The organism is Micromonospora halotolerans, from assembly GCF_032108445.1.
GTDB classification, from domain to species: Bacteria; Actinomycetota; Actinomycetes; order Mycobacteriales; family Micromonosporaceae; genus Micromonospora; species Micromonospora halotolerans.
In genome coordinates this window covers 6,915,432-6,937,890 of sequence record NZ_CP134876.1, presented here as the reverse complement: position 1 = coordinate 6,937,890, position 22,459 = coordinate 6,915,432, and the positions used below count along the sequence as shown (strand labels likewise).

Below are 22,459 nucleotides of genomic sequence, written 5' to 3'. Positions count from 1 at the left end.
GTGACGAAACCGGCACCCCTCGCCGGCGCCGGCCGCGTGGCCGGAGCGGCCGCCCTCATCGCCGTCCTCACCGTGGTCAGCCGGCTGGCCGGCTTCGGCCGCACCGCCGTCTTCACCTGGACGCTCGCCCCCACCGACCTCGGTGGCGCCTACCTGGTGGCGAACTACGTCCCGAACTTCATCTTCGAAATCGTCGCCGGTGGGGCGCTGGCCAGCCTCGTCGTACCGCTGCTGGCCGGCGCGGTCGAGGCGGGGGACCGGCGGGCGGTGGCCGCCACCACCGGCGCCCTGCTCACCTGGACGCTCAGCCTGCTGGTGCCCCTCGCGGTGCTGGTGGCGCTGCTCGCCGACCCGCTGCTGGGGGTGCTCGGCCACGGCCTGGACGGCGCCCAGCAGGAGGTCGGGGCCCGCATGCTGCGGGTCTTCGCCCCCCAGTTGCCCCTCTACGGCGTCGGCATCGTGCTCACCGGGGTCCTCCAGGCGCACCGGCGGTTCGCCTGGCCGGTGATCGCCCCGCTGCTGTCCAGCGTCACCGTCATCGTGGTCTACCTCGGCTTCACCGCCGCGGAGGGACGCCTGGCCGGCGTCGGCGAGGTCGGCTCCGGCGGTGAGCTGCTGCTCTCCGGTGGCACCACGCTCGGCGTGGTGGTGCTGTCGCTGTCCCTGCTCGTCCCGCTGCGCCGGCTCGGGCTGCGGCCCCGGCCCGGCTTCCGGTTCCCCGCCGACGCCCGGGCCCGGGTCGGTGGGCTGGCCGTCGCCGGCGTGGTCACCGTCGCCGCCCAGCAGATCGCCCTGGTCGTCGCGCTCAACCAGGTCACCTACGGCCGGACCGCCGACGTCGGCGTCTACAACCTCGCCCAGACGGTCTACTTCCTGCCCTGGTCGGTGCTGGCCGTGCCGCTCGCGGTGGCCGCGTACCCGACGCTCGTGGCGGCCCGGGCAACCGGGGACGAGCGCACCTACCGGGACACCCTCGCCCCGGCCGTGCGCGGGGTGGTGCTGTTCAGCCTGCTCGGGGCCGCCGCGCTGGTCGGCACGGCCGGCCCGGTCGGGCACTTCTTCTTCGACCCGGCCGACGCCGCCACGGCCGCGGCCGGCATCGCCGGCTTCGCGCCCGGCCTGCTCGGCTACGGCCTGTTCGCGGTGCTCACCCGCGCCCTCTACGCGCGGGGGGAGACCCGGGCGGCCACCGTCGCCACCGCCCTCGGCTGGCTCAGCGTGCCGGTGCTGGCCGTGCTGCTCGGGCACCTGCTGCCCCTCGCCGACCGCGTGCTCGCCGTGACCCTGGCCACCTCCGCCGGCATGCTGCTGCTCGGCGGGCTGCTGATCGCCGCCGTGCTCCGCTCCGCCGGCCCGGCCGCCCTGGCCGGCGTCGGGCGGGCCGGCGCCGCCGGCCTGCTGGCCGCGGCCGTCGCGGGGCTCGGCGGCGCGGCCACCGCCCGGGGACTCGCCGGGCTCGCCGGCGGCACCCCGACGACAGGGGAGGCCCTCGTTCAGGGCATGCTGTCCGGGGTCGTGGTCGGCGTGCTGTTCCTCGCCGTCGCCTGGGCGACCGACGCCCGCGACGTCCGGCCACTGCTCGCGGCCGTGACCCGCCGGCTCGGCCGGCGCCGCCCGTCCGGCGCGGGCGACGGCCCGCCGGAGGACCACCGTCCCGGCGAGCGGGGCGACGGAAAGGAGACCGTTTCCTCATGACGGACGCCTCGTCGGCGCCTCGGTGGCCCGGCTCCGTGGCCCTGGTTCTCGCCTCCAGCACCGGTGGCGTCGGGCAGCACGTCCGCTCGATCGCCCGGGGCCTGACCGAGGCCGGCGCGTCCGTGCTGGTCTGCGGCCCGGCCGCCACCCAGGACCAGTTCGACTTCACCGGGGTGGGCGCCCGCTTCACGCCGGTGGAGATCCCGGCGAGCCCCACCCCCGCCGACGCGCGGGCCGTCGCCGCGCTGCGCCGGGCCCTCGCCGACCCGCCGGTCGACGTGGTGCACGCGCACGGGCTGCGCGCCGGCCTGGTCGCCGTGCTGGCCCGGCCGGCCGCCCCGCTCGTGGTCACCTGGCACAACGCCGTGCTCGCCGGCGGGCTGCGCGGCACGCTGTCCCGGCTGGCCGAGCGGATCGTCGCCCGCAACGTCCGGGTCGCCCTGGGCGCCTCCGCCGACCTGGTCGAGCGGGCCGCCGCGCTCGGCGCCGCCGACGCCCGGCTCGCCCCGGTCGCCGCGCCGGCGCTGCCCGCGCCGCGCCGCCGCCGGGCCGCCGTCCGCGCCGAGTTCGGGGTCACCGCCGCCCGGCCGCTGATCGTCTCGGTGGGCCGGCTGCACCCGCAGAAGCGGTACGACATCCTCGTCGACGCGGCCGCCCGATGGCGTACCCGGCAGCCCGCGCCGCTCGTGGTCATCGCCGGCAGCGGGCCCGCGTACCTGCCGCTCGCCGCGCGCATCTCGACCACCCGGGCCCCGGTGACCCTGCTCGGGCACCGCACCGACGTGGCCGACCTGCTCGGCGCCGCCGACCTCGCCGTGGTGACCAGCGACTGGGAGGCCCGCCAGCTCTTCGCCCAGGAGGCGCTGGGCGCCGGCGTACCGCTGGTGGCGACCGCCGTCGGCGGCCTGCCGGAGCTGGTCGGCGACGCCGCGGTGCTGGTCCCCGCCGGCGACGTGGACGCCGTCGACGCGGCGGTGCGCGGCCTGCTGGACGACGAGGCCCGCCGGGCCGACCTGGGCCGCCGGGGCGCCGCCCGGGCTGCGACCTGGCCGACCGAGGCGGACACCACGGGCGCCCTGGTCGACCTGTACGCCGAGCTGACGCCCGAGCACTCGGCGGGGACGCGCTGATGCTGCGCCGACTGACCCCCGTGCTGCTGACCCTGGTCGTGGTGGCGCTCGGCATTACCGCGCTGGCCGCGCGCCCGGACGAGGGCGCGCCGGAGCGCAGCGCGGACTTCGTGGTGCTGGCCGGGGCGGCCGGCCTGCGCTGGGAGGACGTCGACCCGCAGACCACGCCCACGCTGTGGCGGATGGCCGAGGAGGGCTCGATCGGCTCGCTCTCCGTCCGCTCCGCGCACCGGCCCACCTGCCCCGTCGACGGCTGGCTCACCCTGGGCGCCGGCAACTTCGCCGCCTGGAACGGCAGCCGCCCGGGCGGTGGCTGCCCGGCCAGCGGCGTGGCCGTCGAGCAGCCCGACGGGATCGGCGCGAACCTGCCCGACCAGGAGAGCGTGGTCGCCTACAACCAGGACCGGCTCTCCTGGGGGACCACCCCCGGCGCGCTGTCCGAGTCGGTGCGCTGCTCGGTGGCGGTCGGCCCGGGCGCCGCGGTGGCCGCCGCGCGCCCGTTCGGCCGGGTCGACCGGTACGCGCCGGCGCTCCCCGCCGACCCGGCGAAGCTGCTCGGCTCCTGCGTGCTGAGCATCGTCGACCTGGGCACCGTCGACGGTGAGGACCCGACCAGCCGGGCCGCCCAGGCCCGCCAGGTGGACGCCCAGCTCGCCCGGGTGCTCGCCGCCCGGCCACCCCGCTCCTTGGTCCTGGTGGCCGGCGTCTCGGACACCGACAACCCGTCCCGGCTGCACGTCGCGGTGGCCGACGGCCCGGGCTGGGGCCGGGGCTGGCTGACCTCGCCGAGCACCGCCCGCGAGGGCTACCTGCAACTGGTCGACCTGGCCCCCACGGCGCTCGCCGCCCTGGGCCGACCGATGCCCGAGCGGCTCTTCCTCGGCCGCCCCGCCGTCTCCGCCGGCGACCGCCCCGACGACCTGCGCGCCGCGATCGACGCGCCCGCCGACGCCGACCGCGAGGCCGCCGCGCAGCGCCGGGTCGCCGGCTGGTTCTTCACCCTGCTCGCCGCCGCCCAGGTGGCCCTCGCCCTGGCGGTGCTGCCGCTGCTGCGCCGGGCCCGCCGGCATGCCGGCCCGCACGGCCCCGAGCCGGTGTCCCGGCGGGTGGTGGCGGCGGTGGAGCTGCTGCTGATCGCCGCCGCGCTCGCCGTGCCGGCCGCCCTGCTCGCCGACGCCGTGCCCTGGTGGCGCGGGTCGCACGCCGGCTGGTGGTTCGCCTCCGTCACCGCCCTGCTGACCGTGGGCGGCACCGCCGCCGTCCGGTTCACCCCGGGCCACGAGCGCACCCTCGGCCCGCTCGGCGCGGTGGCCGCCCTGGCCACCCTGGTGGTCGGGGTGGACGTGCTCACCGGCTCCCGGTTGCAGCTCAACGGCGTGATCGGCTACTCCGCGCTGGAGGGCGGCCGGTACGCCGGCCTGGGCACCGTCGGGCTGGGCGTGTTCATCGCCGGCTCGCTGCTGTGCGGCGGCTGGCTGGCCCAGCGGGTCCGCCGGGCCTGGCGGCCGATGGTGATGGTCGCGGTGGGCGGGGCGGCCGTCGTCATCGTGGGCAGCCCCTTCCTGGGCGCCGACTCGATCGGCGCGATCGCGCTCACCGCCGGGGTGAGCGTCGCGGCCGCCATCTGCACCGGCGGCTGGCTGACGGTGAGCCGGCTGGCGTGGGCCACGATGGCCGGGCTGGCGGTCACCATCGGCTTCGCCGTGGTCGACGTCGGCCGCCCGGAGGCCGAGCGGGGGAGCCTGGGGCGGTTCCTGGCCGCGCTGGGCGACGGCACCGGCGGGCTGACCGTGCACCGGTCCAGCACCGCCAACTTCCAGACCCTCGTGAACAGCCCGCTCACCGTCCTGGCGCTGGCCGGCGCGGCGCTGGTCTGGTTCGCCCTGCTGCAGCCCTGGGGCGGCCTCATGCGGCTGTTCGGCATCTACCCGGCGATCCGGGCGGCGATGGCCGGCACCGGCGTGGCCGCCGGCCTGGGCGGCGTGCTGGGCGGCTCGGCGCTGGACGTGGCCGGGGCGGCGGCGGCCCTGGTGGTGCCGATGGCGGCCCTGGCGGCCCTGCGGGTGCTCGACCACTCCACCGACCGCACCCTGCCGGGCAGCGGCCGCCCGGGCGACGGGGGCGGGTCGGCCCCGCCCGGCGGCCCCACCGGGGACCGCCCGAGCGGCGGGCGCGCGGCCGCGGTCCCCGCCGCGGGTGGCGCCGCCCGGCCCGACCCCGACCCGGCCGCCGCCGAGGGCACTCCGGCGGGTCCCGAACCGGGTACGCGGGCGCCGGACGCCACCGCCGACCGAGCGCCCCGGATACCGGCCCAGCCCGGCCCGGCATCGACCGAGGTGCCCGCCGGCTGAGGCGAAAGCGGCTTCACGTGCGCCGACGGAGGGTGCGACGCCGCTGCGGGGCCGGGGAGGTGTTACCGTGGAATCCCGTGGATCGCGTGATCACTTGGCTGATCGGCACGGCGGTTCGCACGACCGCTACGGACGACACGGGAGCAGGCCTTGGCCCCTTCAGCACGGACGACCAGGCATATTTTCGTCACCGGGGGCGTCGCCTCCTCGCTGGGTAAGGGCCTCACCGCCTCCAGCCTCGGCAATCTGCTCACGGCGCGCGGTCTGCGCGTGGTGATGCAGAAGCTCGACCCGTACCTCAACGTCGACCCCGGAACGATGAATCCGTTCCAGCACGGCGAGGTCTTCGTCACCGAGGACGGCGCCGAGACCGACCTCGACGTCGGCCACTACGAGCGGTTCCTCGACCGGGACCTGTCCGGCAAGGCGAACGTCACCACCGGGCAGATCTACTCGGCGGTGATCGCCAAGGAGCGGCGCGGCGAGTACCTGGGCGACACCGTCCAGGTCATCCCGCACATCACCAACGAGATCAAGGCGCGGATCGTCGGCATGGCCGACCCGGACGCCGACGGCCAGACCCCCGACGTGGTGATCACCGAGGTCGGCGGCACGGTCGGCGACATCGAGTCGCTGCCGTTCCTGGAGGCGATCCGCCAGGTCCGCCACGACCTGGGCCGGGACAACTGCTTCTACCTGCACGTGTCGCTGGTGCCCTACCTGGCCCCGTCCGGCGAGCTGAAGACGAAGCCGACCCAGCACTCGGTGGCCCAGCTGCGCAGCATCGGCATCCAGCCGGACGCCCTGGTGTTGCGCTGCGACCGGGAGATCCCGGAGAAGGTCAAGGAGAAGCTCGCGCTCTACTGCGACGTCGACCGGGAGGCGGTCACCGCCGCCCCGGACGCGCCGAGCATCTACGACATCCCGAAGGTGCTGCACCGGGAGGGCCTCGACGCGTACGTGGTGCGCCGGCTCGGCCTCTCCTTCCGGGACGTGGACTGGACCCGCTGGGACGACCTGCTCGACCGGGTGCACCAGCCCCGCCACACGGTGACCGTCGCGCTGGTCGGCAAGTACGTCGACCTGCCCGACGCGTACCTGTCGGTGAGCGAGGCGATCCGGGCCGCCGGCTTCGGCCACCGGGCGCGGGTGCAGCTGCGCTGGGTGCCCAGCGACGACTGCGTGACCCCGGCCGGCGCGGCGGCGGCCCTGGCCGGCGTCGACGGCATCGTGATCCCCGGCGGCTTCGGCGTCCGGGGCATCGAGGGCAAGATCGGCACCGCCCGGTACGCCCGGGAGAACGGCATCCCGCTGCTCGGCCTCTGCCTCGGCCTGCAGTGCATGACCATCGAGGTGGCCCGCCACCTGGCCCATCTCGACGGGGCGAACTCGCTGGAGTTCGACGAGGAGGCCACCCACCCGGTGATCGCCACGATGGCCGACCAGGAGGACATCGTCGCCGGCAAGGGCGACCTGGGCGGCACCATGCGCCTCGGCGCGTACCCGGCGAAGCTGGCCGAGGGCTCGCTGGTCGCCGAGGCGTACGGCAGCACCGAGGTCAGCGAGCGGCACCGGCACCGGTACGAGGTGAACAACGCCTACCGCGACCAGCTCACCAAGGCCGGCCTGACCATCTCCGGCACCTCCCCGGACGGCCGGCTGGTCGAGTTCGTCGAGCTGGACCGGGAGCTGCACCCGTTCTTCGTGGCCACCCAGGCGCACCCCGAGCTGAAGAGCCGGCCGACCCGGCCGCACCCGCTCTTCGCGGCGTTCGTGAAGGCCGCCGTGGCGTACTCCGAGGCCGACCAGCTCCCGGTCGACCTGGACGCCCCGGCGGAGGCCGCGGCGGCGCGGAAGGCGGGCCGCAACGGCGGCGCCGCGGCGGCGAAGGCGGCGTCCGCGTCGTGAGCGCCGTGGAGCACCGGTACGAGGTGGCCGGGCACCGGGAGATCTGGTCCGGCCGGATCTTCTCGGTGGTCAGCGACGACGTCACCATGCCCGGCGGGGGCACGGCGACCCGCGACTACGTGACGCACGTCGGCGCGGTGGCCGTGGTGGCCCTCGACGACGCCGGCCAGGTGGTGCTGATCCGGCAGTACCGGCACCCGGTGGGCCGGCACCTGTGGGAGCTGCCCGCCGGGCTGATGGACGTCCGGGGCGAGGACCTGGCCACCGCGGCGGCCCGGGAGCTGGCCGAGGAGGCCGACCTCACCGCCGGCCGCATCGATGTCCTGGTCGACCTGCACAGCTCGCCCGGGTTCAGCAACGAGGTGGTCCGGGTCTTCCTGGCCCGGGACCTGGCCGACGTGCCCGCCGAGCAGCGCCACGACCGGCGCGACGAGGAGGCCGACCTCCAGGTGGTCCGGCTCGACCTCGACGAGGCGGTCCGGATGGTCCTGGCCGGCGAGATCACCAACGCCTCCTGCGTGGCGGGGCTGCTCGCCGCCGCCCGCGCCCGGGAGACCGGCTTCGCCGAGCTGCGCCGCCCGGAGGCGCCGCTGCCCCGCTGACCGGGGTCGGACGACGAAGGGGCCGCGCGGTGTACGCACCGCGCGGCCCCTTCGTGCTGTGGCGACGGTCAGTCGCGCAGCGGGCGGCCCTGCCCGTCGACGCCACCGTTGACCAGGATCAGGATGCCGTCGATGGTGCCCCAGAGGGCGCCGAAGCCGCAGGTCACGACGCTCACGACGAGCTGGAGCACGCCGGTCTTGGTGTCACCCATGTAGAACCGCCCGGCACCGAAGAAGCCGAGGAGGATGCCCAGGATGCCCGCGACGACCTTGCTCTTGTCCGAGACGCCCTGCGGGTACTGCTGGTAAGGAGGAGTGGTCATGAGCGGACACCCTAGTGATCGACAGCGCTCCTGTCCGCACCGCCGCCCCGTCGGTGGAAGGATATTTACCGAACATTGTCCTGACGGCTGAGGTGGTCTCCACCGCACAGCCCGATCGATGCCTGACACACCGTCAGCACGACCGGGCACCGGATGTCACTGTGTTGGCCTCCGTGGGGTTCCCACGCGCCTAGACTGCCGCCGGGCGGGACCGGTGGACCGCGTCGGCAAAGGGGCCGTCGCGGCGCCGCGCAGTCGGGGGTGAGCGTCCCCGAGGAAGGTGTCTGCATCGTGAAGGTCGGAATCCCACGCGAGGTCAAGAACCACGAGTACCGCGTGGCGATCACGCCCGCGGGCGTCAACGAGTTCACCCGCCACGGCCACGAGGTCTTCGTCGAGTCCGGCGCGGGCGTCGGCTCCAGCATCACCGACGACGAGTTCGCCGCCGCCGGCGCCAAGATCCTGGCCACCGCCGACGAGGTCTGGGACACCGCAGAGCTGGTGCTCAAGGTGAAGGAGCCGATCGCCGAGGAGTACCACCGGATGCGCGAGGGGCAGGTGCTCTTCACCTACCTGCACCTGGCCGCCTCGAAGGACTGCACCGACGCGCTGCTGGACCGCAAGGTCACCGGCATCGCCTACGAGACCGTCGAGCTGCCCGACCGCTCGCTGCCGCTGCTCGCCCCGATGTCCGAGGTGGCCGGCCGGCTCGCCCCGCAGGTGGGCGCCTTCTACATGATGCGCACCGGCGGCGGCCGGGGCGTGCTGCCCGGCGGCGTCTCCGGCGTGTACGCGGCCAAGACCGTGGTCATCGGCGCCGGCGTCTCCGGCCTGAACGCCGCCGCCATCGCGCTGGGCCTGCAGTCCGAGGTGCTGCTGCTGGACAAGAACGTCGCCCGGCTGCGCCAGGCCGACGCCATCTACCGGGGCCACCTGCAGACCGTCGCCTCCAACGCGTACGAGATCGAGCGGGCCGTGGTCGACGCCGACCTGGTCATCGGCGCGGTGCTGGTGCCCGGCGCGAAGGCGCCGAAGCTCATCTCCAACGAGCTGGTCTCCCGGATGAAGCCGGGCAGCGTGCTCGTCGACATCGCCATCGACCAGGGCGGCTGCTTCGAGGACTCGCGTCCGACCACGCACGCCGACCCGGTCTACAAGGTGCACGACTCGATCTTCTACTGCGTGGCGAACATGCCGGGCGCGGTGCCGAACACCAGCACCTACGCGCTGACCAACGTCACCCTGCCGTACGCCCTCGAACTGGCCAACCAGGGCTGGCGCGGCGCGCTGCGCAACGACCCGGCGCTCGCCCTCGGCCTGAACACCCACGCCGGCCAGGTCGTCTACGGCCCGGTCGCCGAGGCGCACGGCATGGACGCGCTGCCGCTGGCCGAGGTGCTCGCCTGAGGGACGGCAGCCTGACCGCGACGACGGAAGGGGCCGGTGCGGGCGTCGAGCCCGCGCCGGCCCTGCGCCGTGCCGTCCGGGGCTACCTGGACCACCTCACCGTCGAGCGGGGACTGTCGGCGAACACCCTCGCGTCGTACCGCCGGGACCTGGACCGCTACCTGTCCACCCTGGCCGCCGCCGGGGTGACCGACCTGGCCGCCGTCGGCCCGGCCGACATCGAGGCGCACCTGGCCCGGCTGCGCGGCGGCGACGCCGACCACCCGCCGCTCGCCGTCTCCTCCGCCGCCCGCGCGGCCAGCGCCGTGCGCGGCCTGCACCGCTTCGCGCTGCGCGAGGGGATGGCCGGCGCCGACCCCGGCCGCGACGTCCGCCCGCCCGCCCCGCCGCGCCGGCTGCCCCGGGCGCTGCCGGTCGACGCCGTGGTGCGGCTGCTGGAGACCGCCGGCCCGGTCACCGCCACCGGCGAGGCCGCGCCCCGCGCGCTGCGCGACCGGGCGCTGCTGGAATTCCTGTACGGCACGGGCGCGCGCATCTCCGAGGCGATCGGCGCCGCCGTGGACGACCTCGACCTCGACGCCGGGACCGTGCTGCTGCACGGCAAGGGCGGGAAGACCCGACTCGTGCCGGTCGGCGGGTACGCGGCCGAGGCGCTGCGTGCCTGGCTGGTCCGGGGCCGCCCCGCGCTGCTGGCCGCGGGCCGGGGCACCGCGGCCGTGTTCGTCAACGCCCGCGGCGGGCCACTCACCCGGCAGGGCGCCTGGACCGTGCTGCGCGCCGCGGCCGACCGGGCCGGCCTGCCGGTCGACGGACCCGACGCGGTCTCCCCGCACACCCTGCGCCACTCGTACGCCACCCACCTGCTCGACGGCGGCGCGGACGTGCGGGTGGTGCAGGAACTGCTGGGCCACGCCTCGGTGACCACCACGCAGGTGTACACGTTGGTCACCGTGGAACGGCTGCGCGAGGTGTACGCCACCGCCCACCCCCGCGCCCGCGGGTGAGCGCGAGGCGGAAGCCGGGGTGGCGAGCCCCGCAGTCGCGAACGAACCAGCGTCCCGGCTGACCGCCGCCCGACACGCCGACCCGCTACCGAACGCGCTGCTGGCACGTGGCGTACAGTCGGCTTCGGCGCGGGCCTCCAGGGGTGACGGACCGGGGGTGCGCAGCGGCGCCGCGAGGGACGTCGGACGGCTCCGACGCCGGGTGGTCGTCGGGAGGGGGCAACGAGGACATGGCAGGAAACGGTGACCGTGCCGAGACCTGGACGTCGGAGCTCCGCGAGCAGCAGGCGACGCTCGGCGCCGACCTCGGCCCCGCCGACCCGGCCGCCTACACCATGCGCAAGCCGATCCCCGAGCCGATGCCGACCGACCGGCACGGCCCGGCGCGGATCATCGCGATGGCCAACCAGAAGGGTGGCGTCGGCAAGACGACGACCACCATCAACCTGGGCGCGGCCCTCGCCGAGTACGGCCGCAAGGTGCTGCTCGTCGACTTCGACCCGCAGGGCGCCCTCTCCGTCGGCCTGGGCGTCAACCCGCACAACCTCGACCTGTCGGTCTACAACCTGCTCATGCAGGACGACGTCACGGCCGAGGACGTGCTGATCAAGACCGACGTCGCCGGGCTGCACCTGCTGCCCGCCAACATCGACCTCTCCGCCGCCGAGATCCAGCTGGTCAACGAGGTCGCCCGCGAGATGGCCCTCGCGCGGGTGCTCCGCACGGTCCGCAAGGAGTACGACTTCATCCTGATCGACTGCCAGCCCTCCCTGGGCCTGCTGGCGATCAACGCGCTGACCGTGGCGCACGGCGTGCTCATCCCGCTGGAGTGCGAGTTCTTCAGCCTGCGCGGTGTCGCGCTGCTGCTGGACACCATCGACAAGGTGCGCGAGCGGCTCAACTTCGACCTGGAGCTCGAAGGCATCCTCGCGACCATGTACGACAGCCGCACCACCCACTGCCGGCAGGTGCTCCAGCGGGTGGTGGAGGCGTTCGGCGACAAGGTCTACCAGACGGTGATCACCAAGACCGTCAAGTTCCCCGAGTCGACCGTGGCCGGTGCCCCGATCACCACCCTCGACCCGGCCTCCTCGGGCGCGCGCAACTACCGGCAGCTCGCCCGCGAGGTGATCGCCGCCCAGGCGGAGCGGTAGGCCGCACGCCGGGTGACCCGGTCGTGGACTACGGTTTGCCGGTGACCGCACCGCCCCTCGACCCGCCGCACGGCGCCGCCGACCCGGTGGCCGCCGCCGAGGTCGACGGCGTGGTGCCCGCCGACCCGGCCACCGTCGAGGAGACCACCGGCTTCACCGTCCGGCTGGACAACTTCACCGGCCCGTTCGACCTGCTGCTCCAGCTCATCAGCAAGCACAAGCTGGACGTCACCGAGGTGGCCCTGCACAAGGTCACCGACGAGTTCATCGCGTACCTGCGGGCCATGGGCGACCAGTGGGACCTCGACGAGACCAGCGAATTCCTGCTCGTCGCCGCCACGCTGCTGGACCTGAAGGCCGCCCGGCTGCTGCCCGCCGCCGAGGTGGAGGACGAGGAGGACCTGGCCCTGCTGGAGGCCCGGGACCTGCTCTTCGCCCGGCTGCTGCAGTACAAGGCGTACAAGGAGGCGGCGGCGCACATCGCCGAGTTGGAGTCGGTCGGCGGGCGCCGCTACCCGCGGGCGGTCACCCTCGAACCCCGGTACGCCGAGGCCCTGCCCGACCTGGTGCTCGGCATCGGCCCGGAACGACTGCTCAAGCTGGCACTCCGGGCAATGACCCCGAAGCCGGTGCCCGAGGTGTCCATCGCCCACGTGCACATGGTCCGGGTCAGCGTCCGCGAACACGCCGAGATCATCTCCGAGCGGCTCCGCCGCGCCGGCACCGCCAGCTTCTCGCTGCTCTGCGCCGACTGCGAGATCACCCTGGAGGTGGTGGCGCGCTTCCTGGCGTTGCTGGAGCTCTACCGGCAGGGCCTCGTCGCCTTCGTTCAGGAGCAGGCGCTGGAGGAGCTGACCGTGCGCTGGACCGGCGCCGCCGACGGCGACGCCGAACTGACCATCGACGAGTACGCCGGCTCCCCGGAGCCCCCGCCCGCGGCGGACGAGGCCCCGCAGACCCGGGCCGCGGCGGCGGACGACGCCGCGCCGACACAGGAGTGACCCGATGAGCGACGAGGAACGCCGCGATTCGTTGGCCGACCAGGCAGCGGCCTGGGTCCCCCCGTGGGAGCGGCCGACCGCGCCGAAGCCCACCACCAGCGACACACCGGCCGAGCCCGAGCCGTCAGCGGCGGCGTCCGCGGACCCCGAGCCGTCCGCGGGGGCGCCTGCCGGACCCCCGGCGCCTCGGGCGCCCGCGGCGCCGTCCGCCGGTGCCGAGCTGGAGATCTTGGACACTTACCGTTCGCCTGGAACGGAAACTGTCCACGATCCGGTGGGGGAGGGCGCGGCGGAGCCGGAGGTGGCCCCCGGAGCGGGCGATTCGGCCGCGGTGGCCCCGGGCGCCGACGAGACGATTCGCCCCGACGGGCTCGCCCACTCCGACCCGCTGCCCGGCAGGCTCGCGGAGCCCGACGCCCTACCGGGCAGGCTCGCGGAGCCCGACGCTCTGGCTGGTGGTCTCGCCCAGCCCGACGCCCGATCCGGCGACTCGGAAGAAGGCGGCGGGAGCGGCGTACCCGGAAAGCGGGGACGGCGGCGGCCGGCGCCGGAGCCGGAGCCCGCGCCGGTGCTGGACGACGCGGAGCTGCGCGGCGCGCTGGAGGCCATCCTGCTGGTGGTGGACCAGCCGGTCAGCGAGCTGACCCTGGCCCAGGTTCTCGAACAGTCCCCGGAGCGGATCGGCCCGATGCTCGACGAGATCGCGGCCGGCTACACCGCCGCCGGGCACGGCTTCGAGCTGCGCCGGGCGGCGGGTGGCTGGCGTCTCTACACCCGGCCGGAATACGCGACCTACGTCGAGCGGTTCGTGTTGGAGGGTCAGACGGTCCGGCTGACCCAGGCCGCGCTGGAGACCCTCGCGGTGATCGCCTACAAGCAGCCGGTGACCCGGTCGCGGATCTCCGCCATCCGGGGCGTCAACTGCGACGGCGTGATCCGTACGCTGGTGTCCCGCGGCCTGGTCGAGGAGTGCGGCACCGAGGCGGACAGCGGTGCGTTCCTCTACCGGACCACCACGATGTTCCTGGAGAAGCTGGGGCTGAACTCGGTGGACGACCTGCCGCCCCTGGCCCCCTTCCTCCCCGACGACGTAGAAGAGCTTGCCGATGCGACGCGATGACCGTGCCCCGAAGCCCGATGCCCCCGTCTACGAGGGCGCCGAGCGCCTGCAGAAGGTGCTCGCCGCCGCGGGGGTGGGGTCTCGGCGCGCCTGCGAAGACCTGATCTTCCGGCGGCGGGTCACCGTCAACGGCCGCGTGGCCCAGCTCGGCGACAAGGCGGACCCGGCGCGCGACGTCATCCACGTCGACGGCGAGCGGCTCCAGGCCGACGTCCGCCTGGTCTACGTGGCGATGAACAAGCCGCGCGGGGTGGTCACCACCATGGCCGACGAGAAGGGCCGCACCGAGCTCGCCGACTTCATCGGCGCGCGGCTGGAGCAGCGGGTCTACCACGTCGGGCGGCTCGACGCCGACAGCGAGGGCCTGCTCCTGCTCACCAACGACGGCACCCTCGCCCACAAGCTCATGCACCCGTCGTACGAGGTGCTCAAGACCTACCTCGCCGAGGTGGCCGGGCCGATCCCGCGCAACCTGGGCAAGCGGCTGACGGCCGGCGTCGAGCTGGAGGACGGGCCGGTGAAGGTCGACTCCTTCAAGGTGGTGGGCACCCTGGGCAAAACCGCCCAGGTGGAGCTGACCCTGCACGAGGGGCGCAAGCACATCGTCCGGCGCCTGATGGCCGAGGTGGGACATCCGGTGTCCCGGCTGATCCGCACCTCGATCGGTCCGATCAAGCTCGGCGACCTGCGCACCGGGCGGCTGCGCCGGCTGACCAACGCGGAGGTCGCCGCCCTGTTCAAGACGGTGGGTGACTGACCCCGTCGATCGGGGTACGGGTCCCGGTAGGCTTCGACGCGGCCCGCGGTCGCCTCCGGCGGCACGGCGCGTGGCCGACCCGCGCGGCGCGGGATGATTGATGAGGAAACACAACCGCTCAACGGCGCCGGACAAGCCGGCGACCCGCGAGGTACGGGCTGAGGAGGACAACGGTGGAGGAAAACGTACGGGCCGGGCGCTGCGTGGTCGCTGTGGACGGGCCGTCCGGTTCGGGTAAGTCCACCGTGTCGCGGCGGCTCGCGGTCAGCATCGAGGCCCGCTACCTCGACACCGGCGCCATGTACCGGGCGCTCACCTGGGCGGTGCTGCGTTCCGGCGTCGACCTGGCCGACGTCGAGTCGGTGGCCAAGGTCGCCGGCGAGGCCGACCTGCGGATCGGCACCGACCCCCAGGGGTACGGCGTGACCGTCGACGGCGTCGACGTGGCGAAGGAGATCCGCGGCCCCGAGGTGACCGGCGCGGTCTCCGCCGTGGCCGCCGTGGGCGCGGTACGCGAGCTGCTGGTCGCCCGGCAGCGGCAGATGATCGTCGACGCCGGCCGGATCGTGGTCGAGGGCCGCGACATCGGCACCGTGGTGGCGCCCGATGCCGACCTGAAGGTCTACCTGACCGCCTCCGAGGCGGCCCGCGCCCAGCGGCGCAGCGCCGAGGACGCCGTGGACGTCGCGGCGACCGCCGCCGACCTGGCCCGCCGCGACAAGCTGGACTCGACCCGCAAGGTCAACCCGCTCCAGCAGGCCCCCGACGCGGTCGTGCTGGACACCACCGAGCTGGGCATTGACGAGGTCGTCGCCCGGCTGCGTGCGCTGCTCAGTGACCGGGGTGTGGCATGAGCGCGAGGAGTGAGCCGGTTCTGCGAGCCCCGCAGTCGCGAATGAAGGGCGGCACGGCATGAGCGAGGATTTCGGCGGCTGGGTGGAGCTGCGCGAGCCGGAGCTCGAGCCCGGTGAGCCGACCGGCCCGCAGCCGGTGGTGGCCGTGGTCGGCCGCCCCAACGTGGGCAAGTCGACGCTGGTCAACCGGATCATCGGCCGCCGGCAGGCGGTCGTCGAGGACATCCCCGGCGTGACCCGGGACCGGGTGCCGTACGACGCGCAGTGGAACGGCCGGGCGTTCACCGTGGTGGACACCGGCGGCTGGGAGCCGGACGCCAAGGACCGGGCCGCGGCCATCGCCGCGCAGGCCGAGACGGCCGTCGTCACCGCCGACGTGGTGCTCTTCGTGGTCGACGCCATGGTCGGCTCGACCGACGTGGACGAGGCCGCCGTGAGGATGCTGCGGCGCAGCGCCAAGCCGGTGATCCTGGTCGCGAACAAGGCCGACAACACCGCCATCGAGATGGAGGCGACCGCGCTCTGGTCGCTCGGCCTCGGTGAGCCGTTCCCGGTCTCGGCGCTGCACGGCCGCGGCTCCGGCGACCTGCTCGACGCCATCATGGCGGCGCTGCCCGAGGCGCCGAAGATCGTGGAGAACCGCCCGCGCGGCCCGCGCCGCGTCGCCCTGGTCGGCCGCCCCAACGTCGGCAAGTCCAGCCTGCTCAACCGCTTCTCGGGCGAGGAGCGCGCGGTGGTCGACGCGGTCGCCGGCACCACCGTCGACCCGGTGGACAGCCTCGTGGAGATCGGTGGCGAGACCTGGCAGCTGGTCGACACCGCCGGCCTGCGCAAGCGGGTCGGCAAGGCCAGCGGCACCGAGTACTACGCCAGCCTGCGCACCGCCTCGGCGATCGAGGCGGCCGAGGTGGCCGTGGTGCTGCTCGACTCCAGCGAGGTGATCAGCGAGCAGGACCAGCGCATCCTCACCATGGTGGTGGAGGCCGGTCGGGCCCTGGTCATCGCGTTCAACAAGTGGGACCTGGTCGACGGCGACCGGCGCTACTACCTGGACAAGGAGATCGACCGGGAGCTGCGCCGCATCCCCTGGGCGATCCGGCTGAACCTGTCGGCGAAGACCGGCCGGGCGGTCGACAAGCTCGCCCCGGCGCTACGCAAGGCCCTGGCCAGCTGGGAGACCCGCATCCCGACCGCCCAGCTCAACCAGTGGCTCACCGCGCTGGTCCAGGCCACCCCGCACCCGGTGCGCGGCGGCCGGGCTCCGCGCATCCTCTTCGCCACTCAGGCCGGCGTGGCCCCGCCGCGCTTCGTGCTCTTCACCACCGGCCCGCTGGACGCCGGCTACCAGCGGTTCGTGGAGCGCAAGCTCCGCGAGGAGTTCGGCTTCGAGGGCAGCCCGATCGACATCTCGGTCCGCCCCCGCAAGAAGCTCGGCCCGGGCGGCCGCGGCAAGGCGCACGGCTGAACCACCTGTCGAGAAGCCGCCGGGGACGAGATCCCCGGCGGCTTCTTTGCTAGGACGCTCCAGGGGGAGTGCCGGTCGGCGCGCGGTGGGGCCTGTGCGCGGGTCTGTAGATCTTGCGCTAAGCTGTACCGGCTGCCGCGGGGAACGCCGCGCGGGGGCATCGGGACGTGGCGCAGTTTGGTAGCGCACTTGACTGGGGGTCAAGGGGTCGTCGGTTCGAATCCGGCCGTCCCGACGCAGGTCAGAGGCCATTCGGGATCTTCCGGATGGCCTTTTCTGATCTTGTACAGCAGCGAAGTACAGCAACGGCTTCCCGCAGGGCTCGGCGAGTAGCCTTGGGCGAGACCTGGCTGTAGATCTGCATCGTGATCGAAAAGCCCCTGTCTCAGGATCGCCATCGCGGTCCCGGGGATGGACGTCCAGGTCGACCACCGGTGACCTGGTTCGGCGGCCTCGCCTCACCTGCGAGGACGACCGCATCACCACACTTCGCGCTGCCGTAAGCGACCAGGCCGACGGCCTGCTCACCAAGGTCCGCGACCTCGGCGTTACCTTCATCTCCCTCACGTCCATCGACGCCGCGCGCGACCCCGATTCCCAGGAACAGCACCACCAATAGACCGCCCGGGTCCACGCGACGGGGATGACCCCCGCCCCGATCACGTACTCCGGCGCGACCGCCACCATGCCGCCTCGACCAGGAGTGAATCCCATGGCTACCATCACTGCCGCCGCACCCGCTATCCATCCGGATCTGTCGCTGACCCGCCTGCACCTGATGCGCGCCGGCTACCTCCTGATGGGTGTCGGACTCGCCCTGGTGAAGTGGCCGCTCCTGCCCGACGTCGCCACCCTGCCGCTCTACGAGGGCGTGACGCTCTGCATGTTGACCGCCATGTCCCTCTTGGCGTTCCTCGGCCTGCGCTACCCGGTCAAGATGCTTCCCGTGCTGCTCTTCGAAGCGTTCTGGAAGCTCTTCTGGCTCGCACTGGTCGCCCTGCCCCAAGCCATCACCGGTGACCTCGACGCGGCCACGACCGAGACCGTGGTCAGTTGCTCCCTGGTTGTCGTCATCCTCGCCGTCACCCCGTGGCGGTACGTGTGGCGGAACTACGTACGCGCCACCGGAACCCGGTGGCGGTGACCGGCCGATGTCCCTGAGCTTTCCGCTCGCAAGCATCGCTTAGCCTCCGGACGCTTGCGAGGCGTCCTGGGCAAACGTGCCGTGAGCATGCCGCTGGGCCACCGGACTACTGAAGATCAAGGGCTCGTCGCCCAGGGCTGCTTCGCTCGCCGTCAGATGGCAAGCTCGTGTCTCATGATCGATGATGTCGCTGAGGACCATCTGCACGGCCAGCTCAGGTCGACACGTCAGGTGCTGATCTGGAAGCTCGGTGGGAACGCCGTGGATAGTGCGGATCTCGTGGAGGTTCGCCCGTGAGGGCGGTCATCGTCTCGGCGGCGGTCGCGTTCATCATCTCCCTGTTCGGCACGCCGGTGGCGATTCGCGTCTTCACCGCGCTCAAGGCCGGCCAGCCGATCCGATCCATCGGGCTCGCCAGCAACCAGGGCAAGAAGGGCACGCCCACGATGGGGGGCGTCGTCTTCATCGTGGCGACCGTCCTCGCCTACGTCGCCGGGCATCTCGCGCTGACCACCCTGCCCGAGCGGCAGATCGCGCAGGAGGGGCCGACCATGACGGCCCTGGTTCTGCTCGGGCTGTTCGTCTTCTGCGGCGCGGTCGGCTTCTTCGACGACTTCCTCAAGGTGCGCCGGCGCAACTCCGACGGACTGTCCGCCAGGGGCAAGCTGCTCGGCCAGGCGATCGTCGGCGGCGGGTTCGCCATCGCCGCGCTCTACGTGCCGAGCACCAACGGCCAGACCGTGGCCAGCGAGCACATCTCGCTCATCCGCGACATCAGCTGGTTGAACGTCGGCAAGGTCGGCGCCGTCATGGTCTTCGTCTTCGTGATCATGGCGATGTCGAACGGCGTGAACCTCACCGACGGCCTCGACGGCCTGGCCACCGGCGCGTCGATCCTGGTGCTCGGCGCGTACGCGCTGATCGGCTTCTGGCAGTACCGGCACTGGTGCGCCGACGACGCGTACGCCCACGTGAACGACTACTGCTACCAGGTCCGGGATCCCCTGGAGATCGCCATGATCGCTGCGGCGGCGGCCGCCGCCTGCGTGGGCTTCCTGTGGTGGAACACGTCCCCGGCGCGGATCTTCATGGGTGACGTGGGCTCGCTCGGGCTCGGCGGCCTGATCGGCGGGCTCGCGGTGGCAACCCGCACCACGCTGCTTGCGATCATGATCGGCGGGCTCTTCGTCATCATCACGACGACCTGGGTGATCCAGATCGTCTCGTTCCGGACCACCGGCAGACGTGTCTTCCGGATGGTGCCGTTGCACCACCACTTCGAGCTGGCCGGATGGAGCGAAGTCAATATCGTGGTCCGGTTCTGGATCGTGGCCGGTGTCTGCGTGGCGGTCGGCCTGGGCCTGTTCTACTCGGACTTCTTGGCGGTCGTTGGATAGAAGAGCCCCTGGCGCTCGGCTAGCGGCTGCGGCGGAGCTGACGGCACCGGCCGATTCTCAGATCATCCTCAAGAAATCCCGCCCCGCCGCCCGCTGGTGGCACGGCTGGCGTGTGCTGTCGCCACCGTGTCATCCCCCCTGTTCGGGAGCTTCTATGAGAGACAGACGGACGACCACCTTCTCCGTCCTGCTCGCCGCGGCCCTCGCGGCGACCGTTGCGCCCGCGCCCCACGCGTCCGCGGCCGGCCCCGGCTCGGAGCGCTTCCAGCCGAGTGTCACCTACGACCTGTCGGTGACCGACGCCGAGCGCGACGCGATCCACGCGGAAGTCGAGGCGTTGGCGGGACGCGTCAGCAGCGCGCGGGCGGGGGACGGCACCTACGACCCGCTCACTCTGGTCGGGGCGATGCTGGACGGGTCGAGCTACGACTCCATCTCCCGAGGCGGCACGGCCGCGACGGCGTACCCCTTCCCGGTCAGCAACACCGAAGCCAACCAGAACGAGTACGACCGCAAGGTCGCCAAGCTCGCCTGGGTGGTCAAGCTGGCCACCGACCTGGGCTTCCCGGTGGTCGTCCAACGCCAGCCCGACAAGTACGTCTACGCAGAGATCGGTGACCCGGACGCCCCGGAGATGGTCATGGCGTTGAGCCACCTCGACTCGCCGACGGCTTCCGTGTCGCCGGCCCAGCTGGCGCGCTGGCGGGACGCCGATGGCAACCTCGGCACTCCTGGTGCGTATCACTCGCCCTATGTCCAGGACGGCTGGGTCTACGGGGCGGGCCTGCAGGACGACAGTGGCCCGACGCTGGCGACGCTGCTCGCGGCCAAGGCACTGCTCGAGGCGGGGTTGCCCCTCGACCGGCGCATCCGCATCGTCATGGGAATCTACGAAGACGGCGGTCCCGGCACGCCCTCGACGACGAACACCGCCACCTTCCAGTCGATCCCGTACAACTCGAACCCGAGCTTCTACGACAACTGGGCCTACAAGAACCTCAACCGGGAAGAGATCCCGATCGCGGCCTACACCTCCGACTCACGGTTCCCGGTCATCGTCGGCAACTCCGGATCGGTCACCCCGTCGGTGTCGATGAGCTTGTCCGCAGACAGCACCAGGGCCTTCCGGCTGACGGCTGCGACCGCCGGCGTCACCCTGCGCGAAGGCGACCCGACGCTCAAGGACATCGCCTACGGCAGCACCACGCAGATCGCCTCGCGGGCAATCTTCACCCTCGACGTGGCGGGGGCCAGCCCGACCGAGCGCGACCGATTCGTAGCGGCGATCACCGCCGCCGCGACCACGAAGGGTTGGCTCCCGGCTGCTCCCCGCACCACGCCCAAGGTGCGGACCACGATCACCGGCGACTCGCTCACGCTGGAGATCAACACCGATGTGGCGATGGAGATGCCGACCCCGCAGTACGGCAAGAATGCCGTCGTGTGGGGAATGTTCCTCCTCTCCAATGGACTCGGCGCATTGGGGATCACCGCCGCCGACATGCAATTGAAGAAGGCCGCCGACGGTATCACCGAGCTGTTCTTCCGTGACGGTGTCGAAGGCGAAGCCTATATCGGCAAGTACATGGGCATCCCGGCGAACCTGCTGCGCAACCCGAGCAACGGCACGCCGAACCTGACCTTCGCGCTCATGGGAGGTATCAACTCCGAGACCCCGACGAGCTTCTACACGGACGCCTCCGGCAGCCTCAGCATGCCGATGTATGTGCGGAGCATGCACGTCACCGCGGCTGACTCGGGCCAGGCAACGGCGGCGGTCACGGCAGCCTTCCAGGCGAAGGGGTTCACCATCGGCAACCTCGGCTCGCCCGTCGGCGCCGGGTTGTACGTCGCTCACGACAACCCGCTGACGGCTCTCCAGTTCGGGAGCTACCAGGCCTCGGTCAACCGCAACCCGGAGGAGTTCGCGGATCCATATTCCCTCCGGGACGTGGTCTATCCGCAGGGCACGACCGGTGGCACCCTGGCCAGCAGCTTCCGCAACAAGATGACCGCCTTCGGCGCCGTCATCCCGGGTAACGAGCGCTGGTGGCACACGGCCAACGAGCGGATGAAGGTCGACTCGGCAGTGCAGATGACCAAGATCATGGCCGATGGCATGCTGGAGATGGCCCGGTACTCCGGGCCCGCCGGTGCCAAGCTCATGTGGGCGAACATCCCGGGGCTGAACGCCGACCGGGCGGACCTCGACCTGCTCGACGTCACGATCGGAACCTACAAGGACGCGTCGGCCGCCGTCGGCACGAGCCAGTTGGGCAATCAGGCCCTGCTCGGCGCCACCTCGTTCAACATCCCGATGTGGAACGGGCGCGGCAACTCGACCCCGACGGCGTCGGCTTTCGCGCTGGGGCACGCCCCGGGAGGGGTCTACCTGCCCCTGACCGACACCGAGTACCTGAACAGCACGTATGTGGCACCGATGCGCCTCGAGTTCAAGGTGGAGCGCCCCGACCACATGTCGGACGCGGCCTGGGCGAAGTTCATCGCCGGCGGCTACGGCGACTTCCAGTTCAACATCCTCGTCGGCGACGCGGTGGTGCCGCTGGCCGTTCCTGCGGGGCAGAGTGCGGACAAGTACTTCTCCTCGCGCATCTCGGCCAACAACCCCGACGCCATCTACCTGTCGGTCAACCTCGCGATCAGCGACGCACCGTACACCGGGGTGCGGGCCGTCCTCGCGGATTCCAAGACGGACCTCTACACGGTCAATCCGACATACCTGGCCTCCAACCCGGATCCGTTCCCGGGCCGCGGGGCGGTCGAACAACGCGGCTTCTTCGTGTTCGGTGACGGGCAGAAGAACGCGGAGTTCTCGTCACCCGACGCGGTCTACGTGACGGTCGCCAACGCGGTCGTCGATGCGAAGCCGTCGGCGGTGGTGAAGAAGCTGACGGGCAACACGAACGAGTTGACCATCACGGTGAAGGAGACCCATGTCGACGGCAGCGAGTCTCCTGTGACGGCCACGTTCACCATCGACAACAACGCTGCTGGCACCTACACCGTCGGCGATTACCAGGTATCCGTCGAAACCAAGGGCAACACCCAGGTGCGGTCGATCTCCATCGTGTGACGGGCGGAGTGGAGCCACTGCCGTCGGTAGTGGCTCCACTCCGTCTGCCGCCG

The 22,459-nt window shown here is 72.8% G+C and carries 17 protein-coding genes and 1 tRNA gene; 17 read left to right on the top strand and 1 reads right to left on the bottom strand.

Annotation, left to right across the window (positions count from 1 at the left end; all coding sequences use genetic code 11):
- The 5 genes from murJ to RMN56_RS32490 all read left to right on the top strand — a co-directional run bounded on the left by murJ (window position 1) and on the right by RMN56_RS32490 (window position 7,686).
- Window positions 1-1,695, top strand: a complete 1,695-nt coding sequence (murJ, locus tag RMN56_RS32510) for a murein biosynthesis integral membrane protein MurJ (RefSeq protein WP_313721699.1) — start codon at window positions 1-3, stop codon at window positions 1,693-1,695.
- Window positions 1,692-2,825, top strand: coding sequence for a glycosyltransferase family 4 protein (locus RMN56_RS32505; RefSeq protein WP_313721698.1), 1,134 nt, complete (start codon window positions 1,692-1,694; stop codon window positions 2,823-2,825). Before murJ ends, RMN56_RS32505 begins: the two co-directional genes overlap by 4 nt.
- The gene (locus tag RMN56_RS32500; RefSeq protein WP_313721697.1) at window positions 2,825-5,176 is read left to right on the top strand and encodes an MFS transporter; all 2,352 of its coding nucleotides are present in this window, start codon (window positions 2,825-2,827) and stop codon (window positions 5,174-5,176) included. Before RMN56_RS32505 ends, RMN56_RS32500 begins: the two co-directional genes overlap by 1 nt.
- Before the next feature lie 150 nt (window positions 5,177-5,326).
- Window positions 5,327-7,084 carry a CTP synthase gene (gene pyrG, locus RMN56_RS32495; RefSeq protein WP_313721696.1) on the top strand — a complete coding sequence of 586 codons (1,758 nt, stop codon included), beginning with the start codon at window positions 5,327-5,329 and terminating at the stop codon, window positions 7,082-7,084.
- Window positions 7,081-7,686: an NUDIX domain-containing protein gene (locus tag RMN56_RS32490; RefSeq protein ID WP_313721695.1), complete on the top strand. Its 606-nt coding sequence runs from the start codon at window positions 7,081-7,083 to the stop codon at window positions 7,684-7,686. The genes pyrG and RMN56_RS32490 overlap by 4 nt, the downstream gene beginning before the upstream one ends.
- A gap of 68 nt (window positions 7,687-7,754) precedes the next feature.
- On the opposite strand, the gene RMN56_RS32485 is transcribed toward RMN56_RS32490, so the two are convergent.
- Complete coding sequence (locus RMN56_RS32485) at window positions 7,755-8,072, bottom strand: TM2 domain-containing protein (RefSeq protein WP_151463436.1); 318 nt, start codon at window positions 8,070-8,072, stop codon at window positions 7,755-7,757.
- Between the two features lie 228 nt (window positions 8,073-8,300).
- On the opposite strand from RMN56_RS32485, the gene ald reads away from it, so the two are divergent.
- The 12 genes from ald to RMN56_RS32425 all read left to right on the top strand — a co-directional run bounded on the left by ald (window position 8,301) and on the right by RMN56_RS32425 (window position 22,406).
- Window positions 8,301-9,416: an alanine dehydrogenase gene (ald, locus tag RMN56_RS32480; RefSeq protein ID WP_313721694.1), complete on the top strand. Its 1,116-nt coding sequence runs from the start codon at window positions 8,301-8,303 to the stop codon at window positions 9,414-9,416.
- A gap of 11 nt (window positions 9,417-9,427) precedes the next feature.
- The gene (locus RMN56_RS32475; RefSeq protein ID WP_313724915.1) at window positions 9,428-10,420 is read left to right on the top strand and encodes a site-specific tyrosine recombinase XerD; all 993 of its coding nucleotides are present in this window, start codon (window positions 9,428-9,430) and stop codon (window positions 10,418-10,420) included.
- Window positions 10,421-10,650: 230 nt separating this feature from the next.
- Window positions 10,651-11,574 (top strand): ParA family protein, encoded by a 924-nt coding sequence (locus tag RMN56_RS32470; RefSeq protein ID WP_254341557.1) that lies wholly within the window; start codon window positions 10,651-10,653, stop codon window positions 11,572-11,574.
- Between the two features lie 41 nt (window positions 11,575-11,615).
- Window positions 11,616-12,575, top strand: coding sequence for a segregation and condensation protein A (locus RMN56_RS32465; protein ID WP_313721693.1), 960 nt, complete (start codon window positions 11,616-11,618; stop codon window positions 12,573-12,575).
- A 4-nt stretch (window positions 12,576-12,579) separates the two neighbouring features.
- On the top strand, window positions 12,580-13,695 hold the full coding sequence (scpB, locus tag RMN56_RS32460; RefSeq protein WP_376787254.1) for an SMC-Scp complex subunit ScpB: 1,116 nt from the start codon (window positions 12,580-12,582) through the stop codon (window positions 13,693-13,695).
- Entirely contained in the window at window positions 13,682-14,452 is a 771-nt protein-coding gene (locus RMN56_RS32455) for a pseudouridine synthase (protein WP_313721691.1), read from the top strand. Before scpB ends, RMN56_RS32455 begins: the two co-directional genes overlap by 14 nt.
- A gap of 173 nt (window positions 14,453-14,625) precedes the next feature.
- Window positions 14,626-15,306, top strand: a complete 681-nt coding sequence (gene cmk / locus RMN56_RS32450) for a (d)CMP kinase (protein ID WP_313721690.1) — start codon at window positions 14,626-14,628, stop codon at window positions 15,304-15,306.
- A gap of 58 nt (window positions 15,307-15,364) precedes the next feature.
- Window positions 15,365-16,771: a ribosome biogenesis GTPase Der gene (der, locus tag RMN56_RS32445; RefSeq protein ID WP_313721689.1), complete on the top strand. Its 1,407-nt coding sequence runs from the start codon at window positions 15,365-15,367 to the stop codon at window positions 16,769-16,771.
- A gap of 161 nt (window positions 16,772-16,932) precedes the next feature.
- A tRNA-Pro gene (locus RMN56_RS32440) sits at window positions 16,933-17,006 on the top strand.
- Between the two features lie 477 nt (window positions 17,007-17,483).
- Window positions 17,484-17,915 carry a hypothetical protein gene (locus RMN56_RS32435; RefSeq protein ID WP_313721688.1) on the top strand — a complete coding sequence of 144 codons (432 nt, stop codon included), beginning with the start codon at window positions 17,484-17,486 and terminating at the stop codon, window positions 17,913-17,915.
- Between the two features lie 293 nt (window positions 17,916-18,208).
- Window positions 18,209-19,312 carry a phospho-N-acetylmuramoyl-pentapeptide-transferase gene (gene mraY / locus RMN56_RS32430; RefSeq protein WP_313721687.1) on the top strand — a complete coding sequence of 368 codons (1,104 nt, stop codon included), beginning with the start codon at window positions 18,209-18,211 and terminating at the stop codon, window positions 19,310-19,312.
- 154 nt (window positions 19,313-19,466) lie between these two features.
- Window positions 19,467-22,406, top strand: coding sequence for a M20/M25/M40 family metallo-hydrolase (locus RMN56_RS32425; protein WP_313721686.1), 2,940 nt, complete (start codon window positions 19,467-19,469; stop codon window positions 22,404-22,406).
- The last annotated feature ends 53 nt before the right edge of the window (window positions 22,407-22,459 follow it).

Coding starts and splice junctions, on each gene's coding strand:
- der (WP_313721689.1), top strand. CDS start 15,365: ATGAGCGAGGATTTCGGCGGCTGGGTGGAGCTGCGCGAGCCGGAGCTC.
- RMN56_RS32435 (WP_313721688.1), top strand. CDS start 17,484: ATGGCTACCATCACTGCCGCCGCACCCGCTATCCATCCGGATCTGTCG.
- RMN56_RS32505 (WP_313721698.1), top strand. CDS start 1,692: ATGACGGACGCCTCGTCGGCGCCTCGGTGGCCCGGCTCCGTGGCCCTG.
- RMN56_RS32470 (WP_254341557.1), top strand. CDS start 10,651: ATGGCAGGAAACGGTGACCGTGCCGAGACCTGGACGTCGGAGCTCCGC.
- scpB (WP_376787254.1), top strand. CDS start 12,580: ATGAGCGACGAGGAACGCCGCGATTCGTTGGCCGACCAGGCAGCGGCC.
- RMN56_RS32500 (WP_313721697.1), top strand. CDS start 2,825: ATGCTGCGCCGACTGACCCCCGTGCTGCTGACCCTGGTCGTGGTGGCG.
- RMN56_RS32425 (WP_313721686.1), top strand. CDS start 19,467: ATGAGAGACAGACGGACGACCACCTTCTCCGTCCTGCTCGCCGCGGCC.
- RMN56_RS32455 (WP_313721691.1), top strand. CDS start 13,682: ATGCGACGCGATGACCGTGCCCCGAAGCCCGATGCCCCCGTCTACGAG.